Annotated in this window: 12 protein-coding genes; 6 read left to right on the top strand and 6 right to left on the bottom strand. The window is 67.3% G+C overall.

What is annotated here, in order from left to right; all coding sequences use genetic code 11:
- Positions 1-40 precede the first annotated feature (40 nt).
- The 4 genes from C560_RS0112045 (at position 41) to C560_RS0112030 (ending at position 3,399) form a co-directional block, all read left to right on the top strand.
- On the top strand, positions 41-1,024 hold the full coding sequence (locus tag C560_RS0112045; RefSeq protein WP_026538403.1) for a J domain-containing protein: 984 nt from the start codon (positions 41-43) through the stop codon (positions 1,022-1,024).
- Positions 1,025-1,106: 82 nt separating this feature from the next.
- Positions 1,107-1,574 carry a tRNA (cytidine(34)-2'-O)-methyltransferase gene (locus C560_RS0112040; RefSeq protein ID WP_026538402.1) on the top strand — a complete coding sequence of 156 codons (468 nt, stop codon included), beginning with the start codon at positions 1,107-1,109 and terminating at the stop codon, positions 1,572-1,574.
- Between the two features lie 309 nt (positions 1,575-1,883).
- Positions 1,884-2,489 (top strand): ECF RNA polymerase sigma factor SigK, encoded by a 606-nt coding sequence (gene sigK / locus C560_RS0112035; RefSeq protein ID WP_018775186.1) that lies wholly within the window; start codon positions 1,884-1,886, stop codon positions 2,487-2,489.
- 10 nt (positions 2,490-2,499) lie between these two features.
- Positions 2,500-3,399 carry an anti-sigma factor gene (locus C560_RS0112030; RefSeq protein ID WP_043423054.1) on the top strand — a complete coding sequence of 300 codons (900 nt, stop codon included), beginning with the start codon at positions 2,500-2,502 and terminating at the stop codon, positions 3,397-3,399.
- Positions 3,400-3,552: 153 nt separating this feature from the next.
- On the opposite strand, the gene C560_RS0112025 is transcribed toward C560_RS0112030, so the two are convergent.
- From C560_RS0112025 to C560_RS0112000, 6 genes are all read right to left on the bottom strand, one after another.
- Complete coding sequence (locus C560_RS0112025; protein ID WP_026538400.1) at positions 3,553-4,947, bottom strand: GntT/GntP/DsdX family permease; 1,395 nt, start codon at positions 4,945-4,947, stop codon at positions 3,553-3,555.
- 53 nt (positions 4,948-5,000) lie between these two features.
- Entirely contained in the window at positions 5,001-5,531 is a 531-nt protein-coding gene (locus C560_RS0112020; RefSeq protein ID WP_026538399.1) for a gluconokinase, read from the bottom strand.
- Between the two features lie 75 nt (positions 5,532-5,606).
- Positions 5,607-6,386, bottom strand: a complete 780-nt coding sequence (locus tag C560_RS0112015) for a PIG-L deacetylase family protein (protein ID WP_026538398.1) — start codon at positions 6,384-6,386, stop codon at positions 5,607-5,609.
- Positions 6,387-6,390: 4 nt separating this feature from the next.
- Positions 6,391-7,341 (bottom strand): electron transfer flavoprotein subunit alpha/FixB family protein, encoded by a 951-nt coding sequence (locus C560_RS0112010; protein WP_026538397.1) that lies wholly within the window; start codon positions 7,339-7,341, stop codon positions 6,391-6,393.
- Positions 7,342-7,358: 17 nt separating this feature from the next.
- Complete coding sequence (locus tag C560_RS0112005; protein WP_026538396.1) at positions 7,359-8,171, bottom strand: electron transfer flavoprotein subunit beta/FixA family protein; 813 nt, start codon at positions 8,169-8,171, stop codon at positions 7,359-7,361.
- Between the two features lie 256 nt (positions 8,172-8,427).
- On the bottom strand, positions 8,428-10,155 hold the full coding sequence (locus C560_RS0112000; RefSeq protein WP_026538395.1) for a S1C family serine protease: 1,728 nt from the start codon (positions 10,153-10,155) through the stop codon (positions 8,428-8,430).
- A gap of 297 nt (positions 10,156-10,452) precedes the next feature.
- Here C560_RS0112000 and C560_RS0111995 point away from each other — a divergent pair, with 297 nt between their 5' ends.
- Together C560_RS0111995 and C560_RS0111990 are read left to right on the top strand one after the other, a co-directional pair.
- A complete protein-coding gene (locus C560_RS0111995) occupies positions 10,453-12,513 on the top strand; it encodes a TPM domain-containing protein (RefSeq protein ID WP_026538394.1) in 2,061 nt (686 codons plus the stop codon).
- Between the two features lie 172 nt (positions 12,514-12,685).
- Complete coding sequence (locus C560_RS0111990; RefSeq protein WP_026538393.1) at positions 12,686-13,477, top strand: PspA/IM30 family protein; 792 nt, start codon at positions 12,686-12,688, stop codon at positions 13,475-13,477.
- The last annotated feature ends 27 nt before the right edge of the window (positions 13,478-13,504 follow it).

Below are 13,504 nucleotides of genomic sequence, written 5' to 3'. Positions count from 1 at the left end.
CATTCGCACCGCCGGCACCATCAATGAAAAGGATCTCTGTTTGACGCAGGGCAGCAGCTCGCACTACCAGGTCCTCGGGATCCCCGTGACGGCGACGGAGAAGGACATCAAAGTGGCGTACCGCAAGGCCGCCCGGACCGCCCACCCGGACCACGGCGGCGATCCTGCCGCGTTTCGGCGCGTCACCCTCGCCTACGAGACACTCATCGACACCAAGAGCCGCGCCGACTATGACCGCTCCTACGGCAGCGCATCCGGCGGGGCGTATGCGTCTCCCGCCGGCGACGAGGGCGCCCACTTCGACGCGCCGGCCGCGGGCAGCCGGGCCTCGGCCAACGTGCGACGGCCGAACACGCCGCGGAATACGGCCGCGGACCCACCCGTCTACGTTCCGCCGTTCGAGCAGTTTGACGGCGGATCGGCGGTGCCGCTGATTCCCGCCAGCCTTGCCCGACAGCAGGTCCACGGCATGCCCCGCAAGCGCGGAATCTTCGGTGCCGAAGCCCGGATCCAACGCGAGATGCGCACCGTGCAGCTCATCAGCAGGCAGATCCTGACCACCATCCCGGCGGCGCGCCTCGTCAACGGGCTGCAGTCCCCGGCGGACAACAGCCACATCGACCACGCCGTCCTTGCCGGGTACCGGCTCGCGATCGTGGGATCCATGCTCCTGCCGCCGGGCGCCTATGCATGGAACGGCAGCACGCTGACCCACGGCGGACGCTCCGTTGCCCCGCCCCAACTGGGCCATATCGTGCGCCGGATGCAGGACATATTTCCCGAGCTCAATGTCACCGGCTGGATTGTTGTCCACAGCACGGACGGCAATCTGCACCAACCGGTGATCGACCGGCACCGCCGCGCCGGCGGCCAGGGAAGCGGGTACGGGGAAGGCTCGGGCCTTGTCGAGGTGGTCAATGCCGCGGGCCTGGCCCGTGGCCTCAAGTTGTTCCTCGGCTCGGGACCGGCGCCTAACACGGTCAACGTTCCCGTTCTGGCCCGCCTGCTGGGCGGAATGCACTAGATTCCGCCCGGGCACTCCCCTGCGCCCCCGGGACAGAAGGCCCGCGGCGCGTTCGACGCCGGCGGCTCGCTAGGATGGAAACGTGTTCCGCATCCTCTTCCACACCCCCGAAATCCCCGGCAATACGGGAAACGCCATCAGGCTGGCTGCCATCACGGGCGCCGAACTGCATCTGGTGGAGCCCCTGGGCTTTGACTTCTCCGACGCCAAACTCCGGCGGGCCGGCCTGGACTACCATGACCTCGCCGTCGTGACCGTCCACCCGGACATCGACGCGGCGTGGGCCGCCCTGGAACCGGAACGGGTATTTGCCTTCACCTCTGACGGCGAGACCACGTACACAGACATCCGCTACCGTGCGGGGGACGTCCTCCTGTTTGGTCCTGAATCCGTGGGCTTGCCCGAGGAAGTCAAACACAGTCCCCGGGTGACGTCCCGGGTCCGCCTGCCGATGCTGCCGGCCCTGCGCTCGCTGAACCTTGCCAATGCGGCGTCCATCGCAGTCTACGAGGCGTGGCGCCAGAACGGGTTCGCAGGGGCCAAGTTGTAGCGGTCCGCCGCGGAGGCCCGCCGGGACCGGCAGTGGCCCCGGGGGGAGCCCGCGGGAAAGAATTCCCGCGCACGGCGCCCATCCAGGTGCCGGGCTGCGCCGAATCACTTCTGAAGGCGGACACCAAATCCGCCCACTCGGCATTGTGTCTACCAAGCATCATGCGGAGAAACGGAAGGGAGCGAGGAACGGCGGGTGAAAACAGTACATCTGGACAGATCCTCTGCCGGTGCGGCAGGGGCCGGCCTCGCGCAGCATGCCGCACAGAGTGGCCCGCGTTGGCCTGCAGGCGCCCTATGCTTGGGAGTGATGGAAACTCCGAATGCCCCGAACCCCGAGGCCGCCGCACCGGCGGGCACCTCAGCCGACATCAACGGCCGGCTCAGCAGCCTGCTGGCACTGATCGCCCAGGGCGACCAGACGGCGTTCGCGGAGTTTTACAGCCTTACCTCCAGGCGCGTCTTCGGCATGGCGCGCCGGGTCCTGATCGACACCGAACTCAGTGAGGACACCACCCAGGAAGTCTTCCTGCAGGTGTGGCAGAACGCCGCCAAGTTCAATCCCGCCGCCGGCAGTCCGCTCGCCTGGCTCATGACCATCTCGCACCGCCGCGCCGTTGACAAAGTCCGGTCTTCGCAGTCCGCCACCGACCGCGAAGCCAGATACGGTGCCAGCAGCCAAGAGATCGACCACGATTCCGTCTCGGACGAAGTCGGCAGCCGGCTCGAGGCCGAGGCCGTGGTCCGGTGCATGGAGACGCTGACCGATACGCAGCAGGAGTCCGTCCGGCTGGCATATTACGGCGGCCTCACCTACCGGGAAGTGGCCGAGCGGCTGAATGCCGCAGTACCTACCATCAAGTCCCGCATCCGCGATGGACTGATCCGACTGAAGACCTGCTTGGGGGTGAGCTGAATTGACCGACATGAACGCACCTGAGAACAACAACCGCCTCCCCGGCGGCTTCACCGCCGAGATCGCCACCGATCTGTCGTCCGGCCGCGTCGTGGACCTTGCCGAGGTCTACGCCCTCAACGCCGTGGACGACGCCGAGCGCACCGCAATCGAGCAGTTCCTCGCCTCCGCGCCGGCAGCAGACCGGGATGCCTTCAACGATCGTGTCCGGCAGGCCCGGGAGACCCTGGCTACCAGCTTCACCGCAGAGGAAGAGCCTCCGGCCGGGCTGCTGGACCGGATTATGTCATCCCTGCCCGCGCAAACGGCAGAGCAGGCCGCAGCGCAGATCCCCGCCGCAGTGCCCCTTCCCGGCAAGGGTCCGCAAGCGACGCCGGTGCTGCCGCATCCGGCACGCGACAGCTCCGCACTGCCCGCCACCGACGAACTCGGTGCGGCCCGCCAGCGCAGGGAAGAACGCCGCCGCCCGCAGGGCATGCGGAACTGGCTTATCGGCGTCGCCGCCGCAGCCGTGATCGCCCTGGGCGGCGTGGGCGTCGGCGCGTACGTCGCCAACCAGAACGATCCGCTGAATCAGGTGATGCAGGCCAGCGACGTCCGCCAGGCCACCGTCGACGTCAACGGCGGCGGCACCGCCACCGTGTCGATTTCCCCGTCCAGGGACGCGGCCGTCGTCAAAATGAACGGCGTCCCCGCTCCGCCCACGGGCAAGGTCTACCAGATGTGGCTGATCCCCAAGGACGGCTCTGCCCCGGTCTCGCAGGGCCTCATGGACGCTGAAGCCCTGTCCAAGCCCGCGGTGGTCAAGGGCATCGGTTCCGCTGCCGCGCTGGGCATCACCGTGGAACCCGAAGGCGGATCCGCGTCACCCACCCTGCCGACCGTCGCGGCCGCACCGCTGGACGCCTAGCAACCCGCAGGAAACAGCAAGCCGCCCGGACACACAAAGCCGCCCGGGCCTTGGCTCCTTCCGTAGAAGGACTCAAGGCCCGGGCGGCTTCTGTGTTGTGTCCGGTGGACGTTGTGTCCGGCGGGCGTCTTGTCCGGCCGCTTTCCTGCCCGGCTAAATGACCAGCGAGAGCAGCATGACCAGGCCGAAGCTCACCACGGAGATCAGCGTTTCCATGACGGACCAGGTCTTGAACGTCTGGCCCACCGTGAGTCCGAACAGCTCCTTGACGAGCCAGAACCCGGCGTCGTTCACGTGTGAAAAGAACAGCGAGCCCGCACCGATCGCGAGCGCCAGGAGGGCTGCGTGCGTCGGCGACAGCGAACTGGCCAGCGGTGCCACGATGCCGGCGGCCGTCACTGTGGCGACGGTGGCCGAGCCGGTCGCCAGGCGCAGGGCAACGGCCACGATGAAGCCGAGCACCAGGACGGACATGTTGGTCCCCTCGGCCCAAGCCTTCACGGAGTCACCGACGCCGGCACCGATCAGCGTCTGCTTGAAGCCGCCGCCTGCGCCGACGATCAGGATGATCCCCGCGATCGGGCCCAGGCTGGCCGCGATCTTGCTCGTGATCTTGGCGCCGTTCAGGCCCACGGCATAGCCGAAGGTCACCATGGCCAGCAGGACGGCCAGGGTCATCGCCACCAGCGGCTGCCCGACGAAGTCGAAGAACATCCGGATGGCCGGGGCCGTCCTGGGGTCGGGCCAGATGATGTCTACGACGGCCCTGAGCAGCATGAGGACCACCGGGAAGAGGATGGTCAGCAGCGTGACGGTGAAGTTCGGCGGGCGCTTGACGCCCTCCATGTCCGCGCCGTGCACCGTGTCGACGCCGCCGGCGACGGCGGGGGCGCCCACCGGCACCCAGCGGGCCGCCAGGCGGGAGAAGAGCGGGCCGCAGATAATCACCGTGGGGACGGCGATGAGGATGCCGAGGGCCAGGGTGGTGCCCAGTTCCGCCTTGACGGCGCTGATCGCGATCAGCGGTCCCGGGTGCGGCGGCACCAGCCCGTGCAGCACGGACAGGCCGGCCAGGGCCGGGATGGCGATGCGCATCAGTGGCATCTTCGAGCGCTGCGTGACCAGGACGATCACCGGCAGCAGCAGGACGAGCCCGATCTCGAAGAACATCGGCAGGCCGATGATCACTGCGACGAGGGTGATGGACCAGACCAGCTTGTTTCCGGTGGCCTTGGCCAGGAGGGTGTCGACCACCCGGTTGGCGCCGCCGGAGTCTGCGAGCAGTTTGCCCAGCATCGCGCCGAGGGCGACCAGCAGGCCGACTTCCTTCAGGACGCCGCCCACACCGTCTTCGAAGTTGGCGATCACCTTGGCCGGTTCCACACCGGCGGCGAGGCCGACGAATCCGGACCCCAGGATCAGGGCCAGGAAGGGGTGGAACTTGAATTTGGCGATCAGCACCACGAGCAGGGCGATGCCCAGGCCCGCAATGAGCAGTAGTTGGGTATTCACGCCGGTCCCGGCCTCAACGGCAGCCGGAAGCTGCATTGCTATCAGTGATTTCACAAAAATTCCTTGGTCGCGGCGGAACGCGGGAAGGCTCAGGGCCTGGCGTCGGCGGCGTCGAGATTAAGTCGGGTGATGATTTCCTGTGCTTCTTCCGCCGGCGTTGCGGAGACGGACAGGGAAATGAAGTTTTCGTCCGCTGTTGGGGCTTCGAGCGCGTCGAACTGGGACTCCAGCAGGGCCGGGGGCATGAAGTGCCCGTGGCGGGAAGCCAGCCGGTCGGAGATCTTGTCCCGTGATCCCTCAAGGAACACGAAGACCACCCCTTCGCCGCGCAGAACGTCCCGGTAACGCTTCTTCAGCGCTGAACAGGTCACGACGCCGGGATTCCCGGACCCGGTGTGGGCCCTGATCCAGTCGGCAATGCTTTCGAGCCAGGGCCACCGGTCCTCGTCGGTCAGCGGCTGTCCTGCGTGCATCTTCGCGACGTTTGATTCGGGGTGCAGATCATCGCCCTCGGCCAGGTCCCAGCCCAGCCTGCCGGCCAGAAGTCCCGCGACAGTTGATTTGCCGGATCCGGAGACGCCCATGATCACAAGAACGGGGTGTTGCGCAGTCTTCGCCATCAAAGTCTGCCTTCCATCAAATAAATATGATTTAAACAGAGGCCAGCTTATGGCAGAGGTTGTGCTGCAGCAACACTAGAAGCCGGCGATGGTCCCCTGGCCGTTGACTGTTACGACATGGAAGGCCTCGGCGCTACGCCCGGCGGGAAGTCCTGCGCGCGCCCCGGTGCCGAGCATGAGGCCGCGGACCGTGCGCTCCATGGCGTCGACGTCGGGGTGCTGGCTGACGTGGATGTGGATGGCGGCCAGCTTGCTCTCCACGTGCTCTGTGACGTCCACGAAGTGGTTTTCGCGCTCTTCCGGCCCGGCGAAGAGCCACAGCCAGGGCAATTTGTAGGCCTCCAGCCCGGCCTCGGCCAGTTCCGGGTATGCAAACGGGTTTTCCAGTGCGGGGTACACGGCACGGGTCACGGCCTCCCCCACGGCCAGGTGGTCCGGATGGCTCTTCTGGATCCGGTTCCAGTTGCGTTCCGGATGCATAGACACCACGACGTCGGGCCGGAGCTGCCGGATCAGGCGCACCACTTCGCGCATCACCTCATGCGAGGGTTCGAGGTAGCCGTCGCGCTGGTGCAGGTAATGGATGTCCGTGACGCCGACCAGGGCGGCGGCGCGCTGCTGCTCGGCAACGCGCAGCCGCACGATTTCCTCGCGCTGCTCCGGATCAAAGCCGCCGGCATCGCCGTCGGTCATGATGCAGTAGCTGACCTGGACGCCGGCGGCGGTCCACGCTGCAACCGTGCCGGCGGCGCCGAAATCGATGTCGTCGGGGTGGGCCGTGAAACAAAGCACCCGCTCGATCCGGGAGCTCTCCGGATCGAACGGGCTTTGTGCCGGGATGGCGGTGGTGCTCATGCGGTCAGCCTCTGCGCTTCTTGATTTCGGCGGTGGCCTGCGGCAGGACCTGGAAGAGGTCGCCCACAATGCCGAAGTCCGCGATCTCGAAGACCGGCGATTCGGCGTCCTTGTTCACGGCCACGATCACTTTGGCGGTCTGCATGCCGGCTTTCTGCTGGATGGCTCCGGAAATGCCCGCGGAGATGTAGAGCTGCGGCGCGACGGTCTTGCCGGTCTGGCCGATCTGCGCGTCGTGGCCGATCCAGCCGGCGTCCGTGGCAGCCCGCGAGGCGCCGATGGCCGCGCCGAGGGCGTCGGCGAGTTCCTCCAGCGGACCAAAGTTGCCGTCCACGCCGCGGCCGCCGGCCACGACGATCCGCGCCTCGGACAGATCGGGGCGTCCGCTGGCAGGCTTTTCGGCGCGCGCCGTGACCCGGGCGGCTGCCGCGGTCACGTCAGGGACCTGGACAGTGATGCTCTCCGGCGCCGTGCCGGTGACCGCGGGCTCGGGCGTGACGCTGTTGGGCTTCACGGTCAGCACGGAAACGGGCGTCGTGGCCTTCGCGGTGGTGGTGTAGGACCCGGCCAGCACGGACTTGTGTGCCGTTCCGTCGGGGTCCACGGCCACGACGTCGGTGATGACGCCGGCGCCGAGCCTGATGCCGAGCCGGGCGGCGATTTCCTTGCCCTCGGCCGAGTTCTCGGCCAGGACCACGCCAGCCCCGGCGGCGTCGGCGGCCGCGGCCAGGAATGCCGCCTTGGGTCCTACGAGGTAGTCGTCGAGGTCCGCGGCGGACGGGCGGTACAGTGCCTGGGTGCCGTAGGCGGCCAGGGTCGAGGCGGCGTCGTCGTGCAGTTCGCCGTTGACGGCGGCGACGGTCTCGCCCAGGGAACGGGCGATTGTGAGCAGTTCCAGGCTCGACTTCTTCAGCGCGGCACCGGGGTTGTCGATGAAAACGAGTACTTTTGCCATGATTCGGATAATCCCCTTTAGAGCAGCTTCTGGGCGGCCAGGAACTCGACCAGCTGGATGCCGGCGTCGCCTTCGTCGGTGATGATGGTGCCGGCCGTCCGCGGCGGGCGGGCCTCTGCGGTCTCGACGGCGGTCCAGGAACCGGACTTGCCCACCAGGGCAGCGTCGACGCCGATGTCGGCAAGGCTCAAGGTGGTGATGGTTTTCTTCTTCGCCGCCATGATGCCCTTGAAGTTGGGGTACCGCGGATCATTGATCTGGTCGGTGACGGAAACGACGGCCGGCAGCGCGGCCTCAATGGTGTCCGCGTGGGTGTCGCCGTCGCGGCGGGCGGTGAGCTTGCCGGCGTCGAGCTCCAGGGACGCGGCGAAAGTTACCTGCGGGAGACCCAGCCGTTCAGCGAGCTGTGCCGGGACCAGCGAGGTCTCCCCGTCCGTGGAGGACATCCCGGTGAGGATGAGGTCCGCGGGGGCATCCGCGCCCAGGTGGCGGATCGCGGCGGCCAGCGCCAGCGACGTGGCCGCGGCATCAGAACCGGCCAGGGCCTCATCGCTGAGGTGCACGCCTTCCGTGGCGCCGATCTGGAGGGACTTCTTCACCGCATTGACGGCCCCGGCCGGGCCCATGCTCAGTGCGATGACCTTGTTGCCGGCCGCTTCTCCGCCGCGGGCCTCGGTCAGCTGCAGCGCCGCTTCCAGGGCGTATTCATCCAGTTCGGACAGGATGCTTTCGGAGCGGTCCACCGTGTTGGCCTCACCGGTGAGGTGGCGGTCGAACTGCGCATCCGGGACGTGCTTGACCAGCACAATGATTTTCAGAGTTTCTTCCACTGTGTCTACAGCAGCCTTCCATGCGGGTGGACAGCCGCCCCTGACGGGGTCATGGCCACGGATCGCCCGGCAGCCGGGCTAATCCTAGCTAACCACATAGCCGCCGGGCAGCGCGGCCACGGTTAACGTCTGTGTCAGTGAACGGGCCCGGGACGGCAAAGGCCGGGCCGCACCTTTTCGGTGCGCCCGGCCTGCCCGGTACTGCGCAGTTTTGACTGCTGCGCTGTCTGCCGCTGCGCTGTTTTTACTGCTCTGGTTACTGCTCAGCTGCGGCGCCGAGCGTCACGTCGACGTCCTTGAGCTGGCCGCCGCGCAGCACCGTCACCTTGACCGTGGCCCCGGCGGCCTGTTCCCGCACCGCCGCGGTGAGCTGGTTGGGATCGCTGATGGTCAGGTTCTGGAACTTCGTCACGACGTCGCCGACCTTGATGCCGGCCTTGTCTGCGGCCGAGCCGGACTCGACGGTCGCGACCTCCGCGCCCACCGAGAACCCGGAGGAGGACGAGCCGGCGGCCTTGGGCTTCACGCTGACGCCGAACTGCCCGTGGGAGGCTTTGCCGGCGCTGATGATCTCCTGGGCCACGCGCTTGGCATGGTTGATGGGGATGCTGAAGCCCACGCCGATGTTGCCGCTGCTGCTTCCGCTGGCCGCGTCACCGCCGGCGGAGGCGATCGCGACGTTGACGCCGATGATTTCGCCCTTGGTGTTCACCAGCGCGCCGCCGGAGTTACCCGGGTTGATGGCCGCGTCCGTCTGAATGACATTGATCGAGATCGAGCCCTGATCCGCGGCGTTCGGAGTCTCGCCGCCGCCGGGGGGTGCGAACTGGAAGCCCTGGTCACCGCCCTGGGAGTTGTCCGCACCGTCCTTCGGCGCAGCCGAGGATGCCACGCTGATGGTCCGGTTCAGGGTTGAGACGATGCCGTCCGTGACTGTTCCGGTGAGTCCCAGCGGCGATCCGATGGCGACGGCAGTGTCGCCGACGTTCAGCTTGCCCGAGTCACCAAGCGTTGCCGGGACCAGCCCCGAGGGGTTCTCGATCTTGATCACGGCGAGGTCGGAAAGCGGGTCGGTACCGACGATCTTCGCGGAGTAGACCTTGCCGTCGCTGGTCCGGACCTCCATGGAAGCGTTGGCGGCCTTGCCGTCGAGTGTCACCACGTGGGTGTTGGTCAGCACGTGGCCCTGGGTGTCGAGGATGATCCCGCTGCCGGTGCCGCCGTCGCTGCCGCTGGTCGCCTTGATGGTCACAACACTCGGGGAAGCCTTGAGGGCGGCGGCGGTGATGGCGTTGACGTCGTCCCTGTTGTTGACGATCACCGGACCAGCCTGGCTCGTGTTGCTCGCGGCGGACGGGGCAAGACGGTCGCCCAGCAGGACGTTGCTGCCGGCCACCACGCCGCCGCCGATCAGGCCGGCGGCCACGATGCTGGCCACGAGGGTGGGCACGCCGAACGCCGCCTTGCGCTTGGGGGCGTGTGCCGGGTCGTTTGCAAAGGCCGGGCCGGAAGGGTAGGACGGACCCGACGGCGGCTGGCCGCCGGAGTGGGCACCGTAGGGGTTGGCGCCGTACTGGGCCTGGCCGTACGGGGCTTGCTGCGACTGGCCGTACGGGGTTTGCTGCGACTGGCCGTAGGGCGGGTGGCCGGGCTGGGAGGGCTGGCCTTGGCCGGGCTGCGATGGTCCGCCGTAGGGGCCTGCGTGCTGGGCCGGGGCGCCTATCTGCTGGGTGTCCGCGGCGGGCGGCTGGTGCTGCTGGTACACCGGACGCGGTGCGCCGTCCTCGGTGCGGTCCAGCCGGAGGGTCGGGTTCTCGGGCGCCGGGCTTCCCGCGGCCGGGCGTTCGGATACCGGATTTCCCGGTGCCGCCTCAGGCGTGCGGCCGGCATGCGGCTGCTCCGGCGAGCCCTCCTGTGCTCCCGCCGGTTCCTGGTTCTGTTGTGTCGGCTCCGGTGACACACCCGGCACTGGGTTCTCAGTCATGAGACTTCCTTTCATCCTCGTCTGCATTTAACTATGGACGCTCAGGCTGACACTAGAGCGGACATTTGCTGGGAGGTTCCTGAACGGACAGTTTCGCGGCCCGCGGGCCGGTGTTTCCTTGGTTAAGCGCGTTTCGCTGGTGGCATATTCCCCTAGGTGGACTGCCATTTGGGTGCACCATAGAATCAAATGGAAATGCCACAGCGACCTGCGGCTTTACATCTGCGTGGGGGCGCTGCTGCTTTCTGTGACGGCTGGTTCGACCGAACCGGTCCCAGAAGTGCTGAAGGGTTGCACATGCGGTCTAAGTTGAATCGTTTCCTCGCCGTCCTTGGCGTCGCTGGATTGCTGGCGCTTCCCGCCGCTCCAGCCCTGGCCGAAGATCCGGTGACCATTCCGTCCGGGCAGAACATCGTGGACAGTGCGAACGTGCTCGGCAGCCGCAAGGCCGAAGTCCAGGACGCCATCCAAAAGCTCCTGAAGGACCACAAGTACAACCTCTACGTCATCACGGCAAAGACGTTCGAGAATCCGGCCGACCCCAAGGCGTGGGCCCAGGCCGTCGCGACCAACAAGGGCATGGGCAAGGCCGACGTCATCCTGACCATGTCCGACGATGGCAAGTACTACTTCTCACCCAGTTCGGCCAGCGCCATCTATCCCAAGACGTCCAACATCGTCCAGAACGCCATCGTGCCGAACCTGGCTGGCGGAAAGCGCGACTTCTCCCAGGCCGCCATTGATACGGCCGCTGCGGTGGGCGACGCGGCCGGCGGCGGCAGCGGAACGGTGCCCTCCGGCGACGGAGCGGGCAGCGCCGTCCTCGTGGGTGTCGGCGTCGTGGCTGTGGGCGGAGCTGGAACGTACCTGTACCTGCGCAACCGGCGGAAGAAGGCCCTGCAAAGTTCGGGGGCGTCAGCCGGGGCCCAAGGCTCGCAGCCGGACCCGCTGGCGGGGCTCACCGTGGCCGAGCTGCGCCGGAAGAGCGATTCCCTGCTGATCGAAGCCGACGACGCCATCAAGTCCAGCGAGCAGGAGCTCGGATTCGCCCAGGCCCAGTACGGCGACGCCGCGGTGGGCAATTTCACCAAAGCGCTGCAGGAGGCCAAGGGCCACATGACGGAATCGTTCAAGCTGCAGCAGCAGCTTGACGACCACATCCCCGACACCGAGGAGCAGCAACGGAGCTGGCTCGTTGAAATCATCGGCCGCTCCGAGGCCGCGCTGGCATCGCTGCAGGAACAGAAAGCGGATTTCGATTCCCTCCGGGAGCTGGAAAAGAACGCACCGCAGGCCCTCGCCGCCGTCGGCGCCGGCGCCGCGGACGCCCAGGCAAAGCTGGCCAGTGCCGAACAGTCCCTGACCGATCTGCGTGCCAAGTACGCCGAGAGTGCCCTGGTGCAGGTTGCGGACAACATCAAACAGGCCAAGGAACGGCTCGACTTCGTGCAGAATGCCTCCACGGCGGCGCACGAGAAGCTCGCCGCGGGTGAGAGCAGCCTCGCCGCGGTCGCCGTCCGCGCCGCCGAGGAAAGCCTGCACCAGACGAACGTGCTGATCGGCGCCATCACCAAGGTGGCCGGCAGCCTCGACGAGGCACGCAACAGCCTGGAAGCCGCCGTCGTCGATACTGCCCAGGACCTGGCCCAGGCGAAGGCGATGATCCAGTCCGGCGCCCATCCGGAACTTTCCGGCCCGGTGGCCGCGGCGGAAGCTGCGCTTGCCCAGGTCAAGGCGGAAATCCAGGGCGGGAAGATTGATCCGATCGCGACGCTGGAACGGGTGGTCACGGCGCACCAGGCACTCGACCAGTCCCTGGCCGGAATCCGCGACCAGCAGGACCAGGCGCGCCGGGCCCAGGCCTCACTGCAGCAGAGCATCATGTCGGCCCAGGCCCAGATCAGCGCGACGTCGGACTACATCACCGCCCGCCGCGGTGGCGTGGGCACCGATGCCCGCACACGCCTGGCGGAAGCCCAGCGGAACCTGGACTATGCGCTCTCCATTTCCCGCACGGACCCTGTCACGGCCTTGCAGTACGCGCAGCAGGCCTACGCGCTGGCGGCACAGGCCGCGCAGCTGGCCCAGTCCGACGTTGACCAATTCGGCGGCTACGCCAACCAGGGCCAAGGCTACGGCCGGGGCGGCATGTTCGGCGGCAGCAGCGGAGGGGGCCTCGGCGGCGCGATCCTCGGCGGAATCCTCATCAACTCGATCCTCCACGGCGGAGGCGGCGGCTGGGGCGGCGGCGGAGGAGGCTGGGGCGGCGGAGGCGGCGATGATTCCGGCGGCGGCTGGGGTGGCGGCGACTTTGGCGGCGGCGGAGACTTCGGTGGCGGAGACTCCGGAAGTTTCTAGCCCGTTGGCCCCATCCCAGCTGGGGACAAAGTGGGGAAACAGGGCGGGGAAACTTTGACGGGAAACTTTACAGACCACGCGCCGGCCAGAACGGCCCGGACAGCGGATAGATGCGATACATCATCGATCACTGGAAGCAGTGAGACAACGGAGCAGGACGAAAGGTAACACCATGGTTAAGCAGTCCATTTTCGGCCGCATGGCGCAGCTGGCGAAGGCAAACATCAATTCGCTGCTGGACCAGGCCGAAGATCCGCAGAAAATGCTGGACCAGATGGTCCGTGACTACACGAACAACATCGCGGAGGCGGAGTCCGCCGTGGCCCAGACCATTGGCAACCTGCGCATGCTCCAGGACGACTACAACGAGGACGTCCGCAACGCCCAGGATTGGGGCAGAAAGGCCCTCGCCGCCTCGCGCAAGGCCGACGAGTACCGGGCGAAGGGCGACGTCGTTGATGCCGAGAAGTTCGACAACCTGGCCAAGGTAGCTCTGCAGCGCCAGATGGGTTCTGAGAACGAGGCCAAGGCTGCCGAGCCGAGCATCGCGTCCCAGACCGAGGTGGTGGACAAGCTCAAGCACGGCCTTGACCAGATGAAGGGCAAGCTCAACGAACTGACCAGCAAGCGCAACGAGCTGGTGGCCCGGTCCAAGACCGTGCAGGCCCAGAGCCAGGTTCACGACGCCCTCAAGAGCATCAACATCATGGACCCCACCTCCGAGGTGGGCCGCTTCGAACAGAAGATCCGCCGCGAAGAAGCCAAGGTCCGCGGCCAGCAGGAGCTCGCCGCGTCAAGCCTGGACGCCCAGTTCAATTCGCTGGAAGATCTTGGCGAGCAGACCGAGATCGAAGCCCGGCTGGCAGCGCTGAAGTCCGGCGGCTCCCCCGCCGCTATCGGCGCCGGCGAACCGAGCACCGAGTCCGGTTCCACGGTCGACGAGGCCGACTTCGACAAGCTCTGACCCGCCGGTCCGGCGTTACCGCCGGAC

Source organism: Arthrobacter sp. 9MFCol3.1 (assembly GCF_000620385.1).
GTDB lineage: Bacteria > Actinomycetota > Actinomycetes > Actinomycetales > Micrococcaceae > Arthrobacter.
This window is presented reverse-complemented; position numbering and strand designations above follow the sequence as displayed.

Coding starts and splice junctions, on each gene's coding strand:
- sigK (WP_018775186.1), top strand. CDS start 1,884: ATGGAAACTCCGAATGCCCCGAACCCCGAGGCCGCCGCACCGGCGGGC.
- C560_RS0112030 (WP_043423054.1), top strand. CDS start 2,500: ATGAACGCACCTGAGAACAACAACCGCCTCCCCGGCGGCTTCACCGCC.
- C560_RS0112025 (WP_026538400.1), bottom strand. CDS start 4,947: ATGCAGCTTCCGGCTGCCGTTGAGGCCGGGACCGGCGTGAATACCCAA.
- C560_RS0112020 (WP_026538399.1), bottom strand. CDS start 5,531: ATGGCGAAGACTGCGCAACACCCCGTTCTTGTGATCATGGGCGTCTCC.
- C560_RS0112015 (WP_026538398.1), bottom strand. CDS start 6,386: ATGAGCACCACCGCCATCCCGGCACAAAGCCCGTTCGATCCGGAGAGC.
- C560_RS0112010 (WP_026538397.1), bottom strand. CDS start 7,341: ATGGCAAAAGTACTCGTTTTCATCGACAACCCCGGTGCCGCGCTGAAG.
- C560_RS0112000 (WP_026538395.1), bottom strand. CDS start 10,155: ATGACTGAGAACCCAGTGCCGGGTGTGTCACCGGAGCCGACACAACAG.
- C560_RS0111995 (WP_026538394.1), top strand. CDS start 10,453: ATGCGGTCTAAGTTGAATCGTTTCCTCGCCGTCCTTGGCGTCGCTGGA.
- C560_RS0111990 (WP_026538393.1), top strand. CDS start 12,686: ATGGTTAAGCAGTCCATTTTCGGCCGCATGGCGCAGCTGGCGAAGGCA.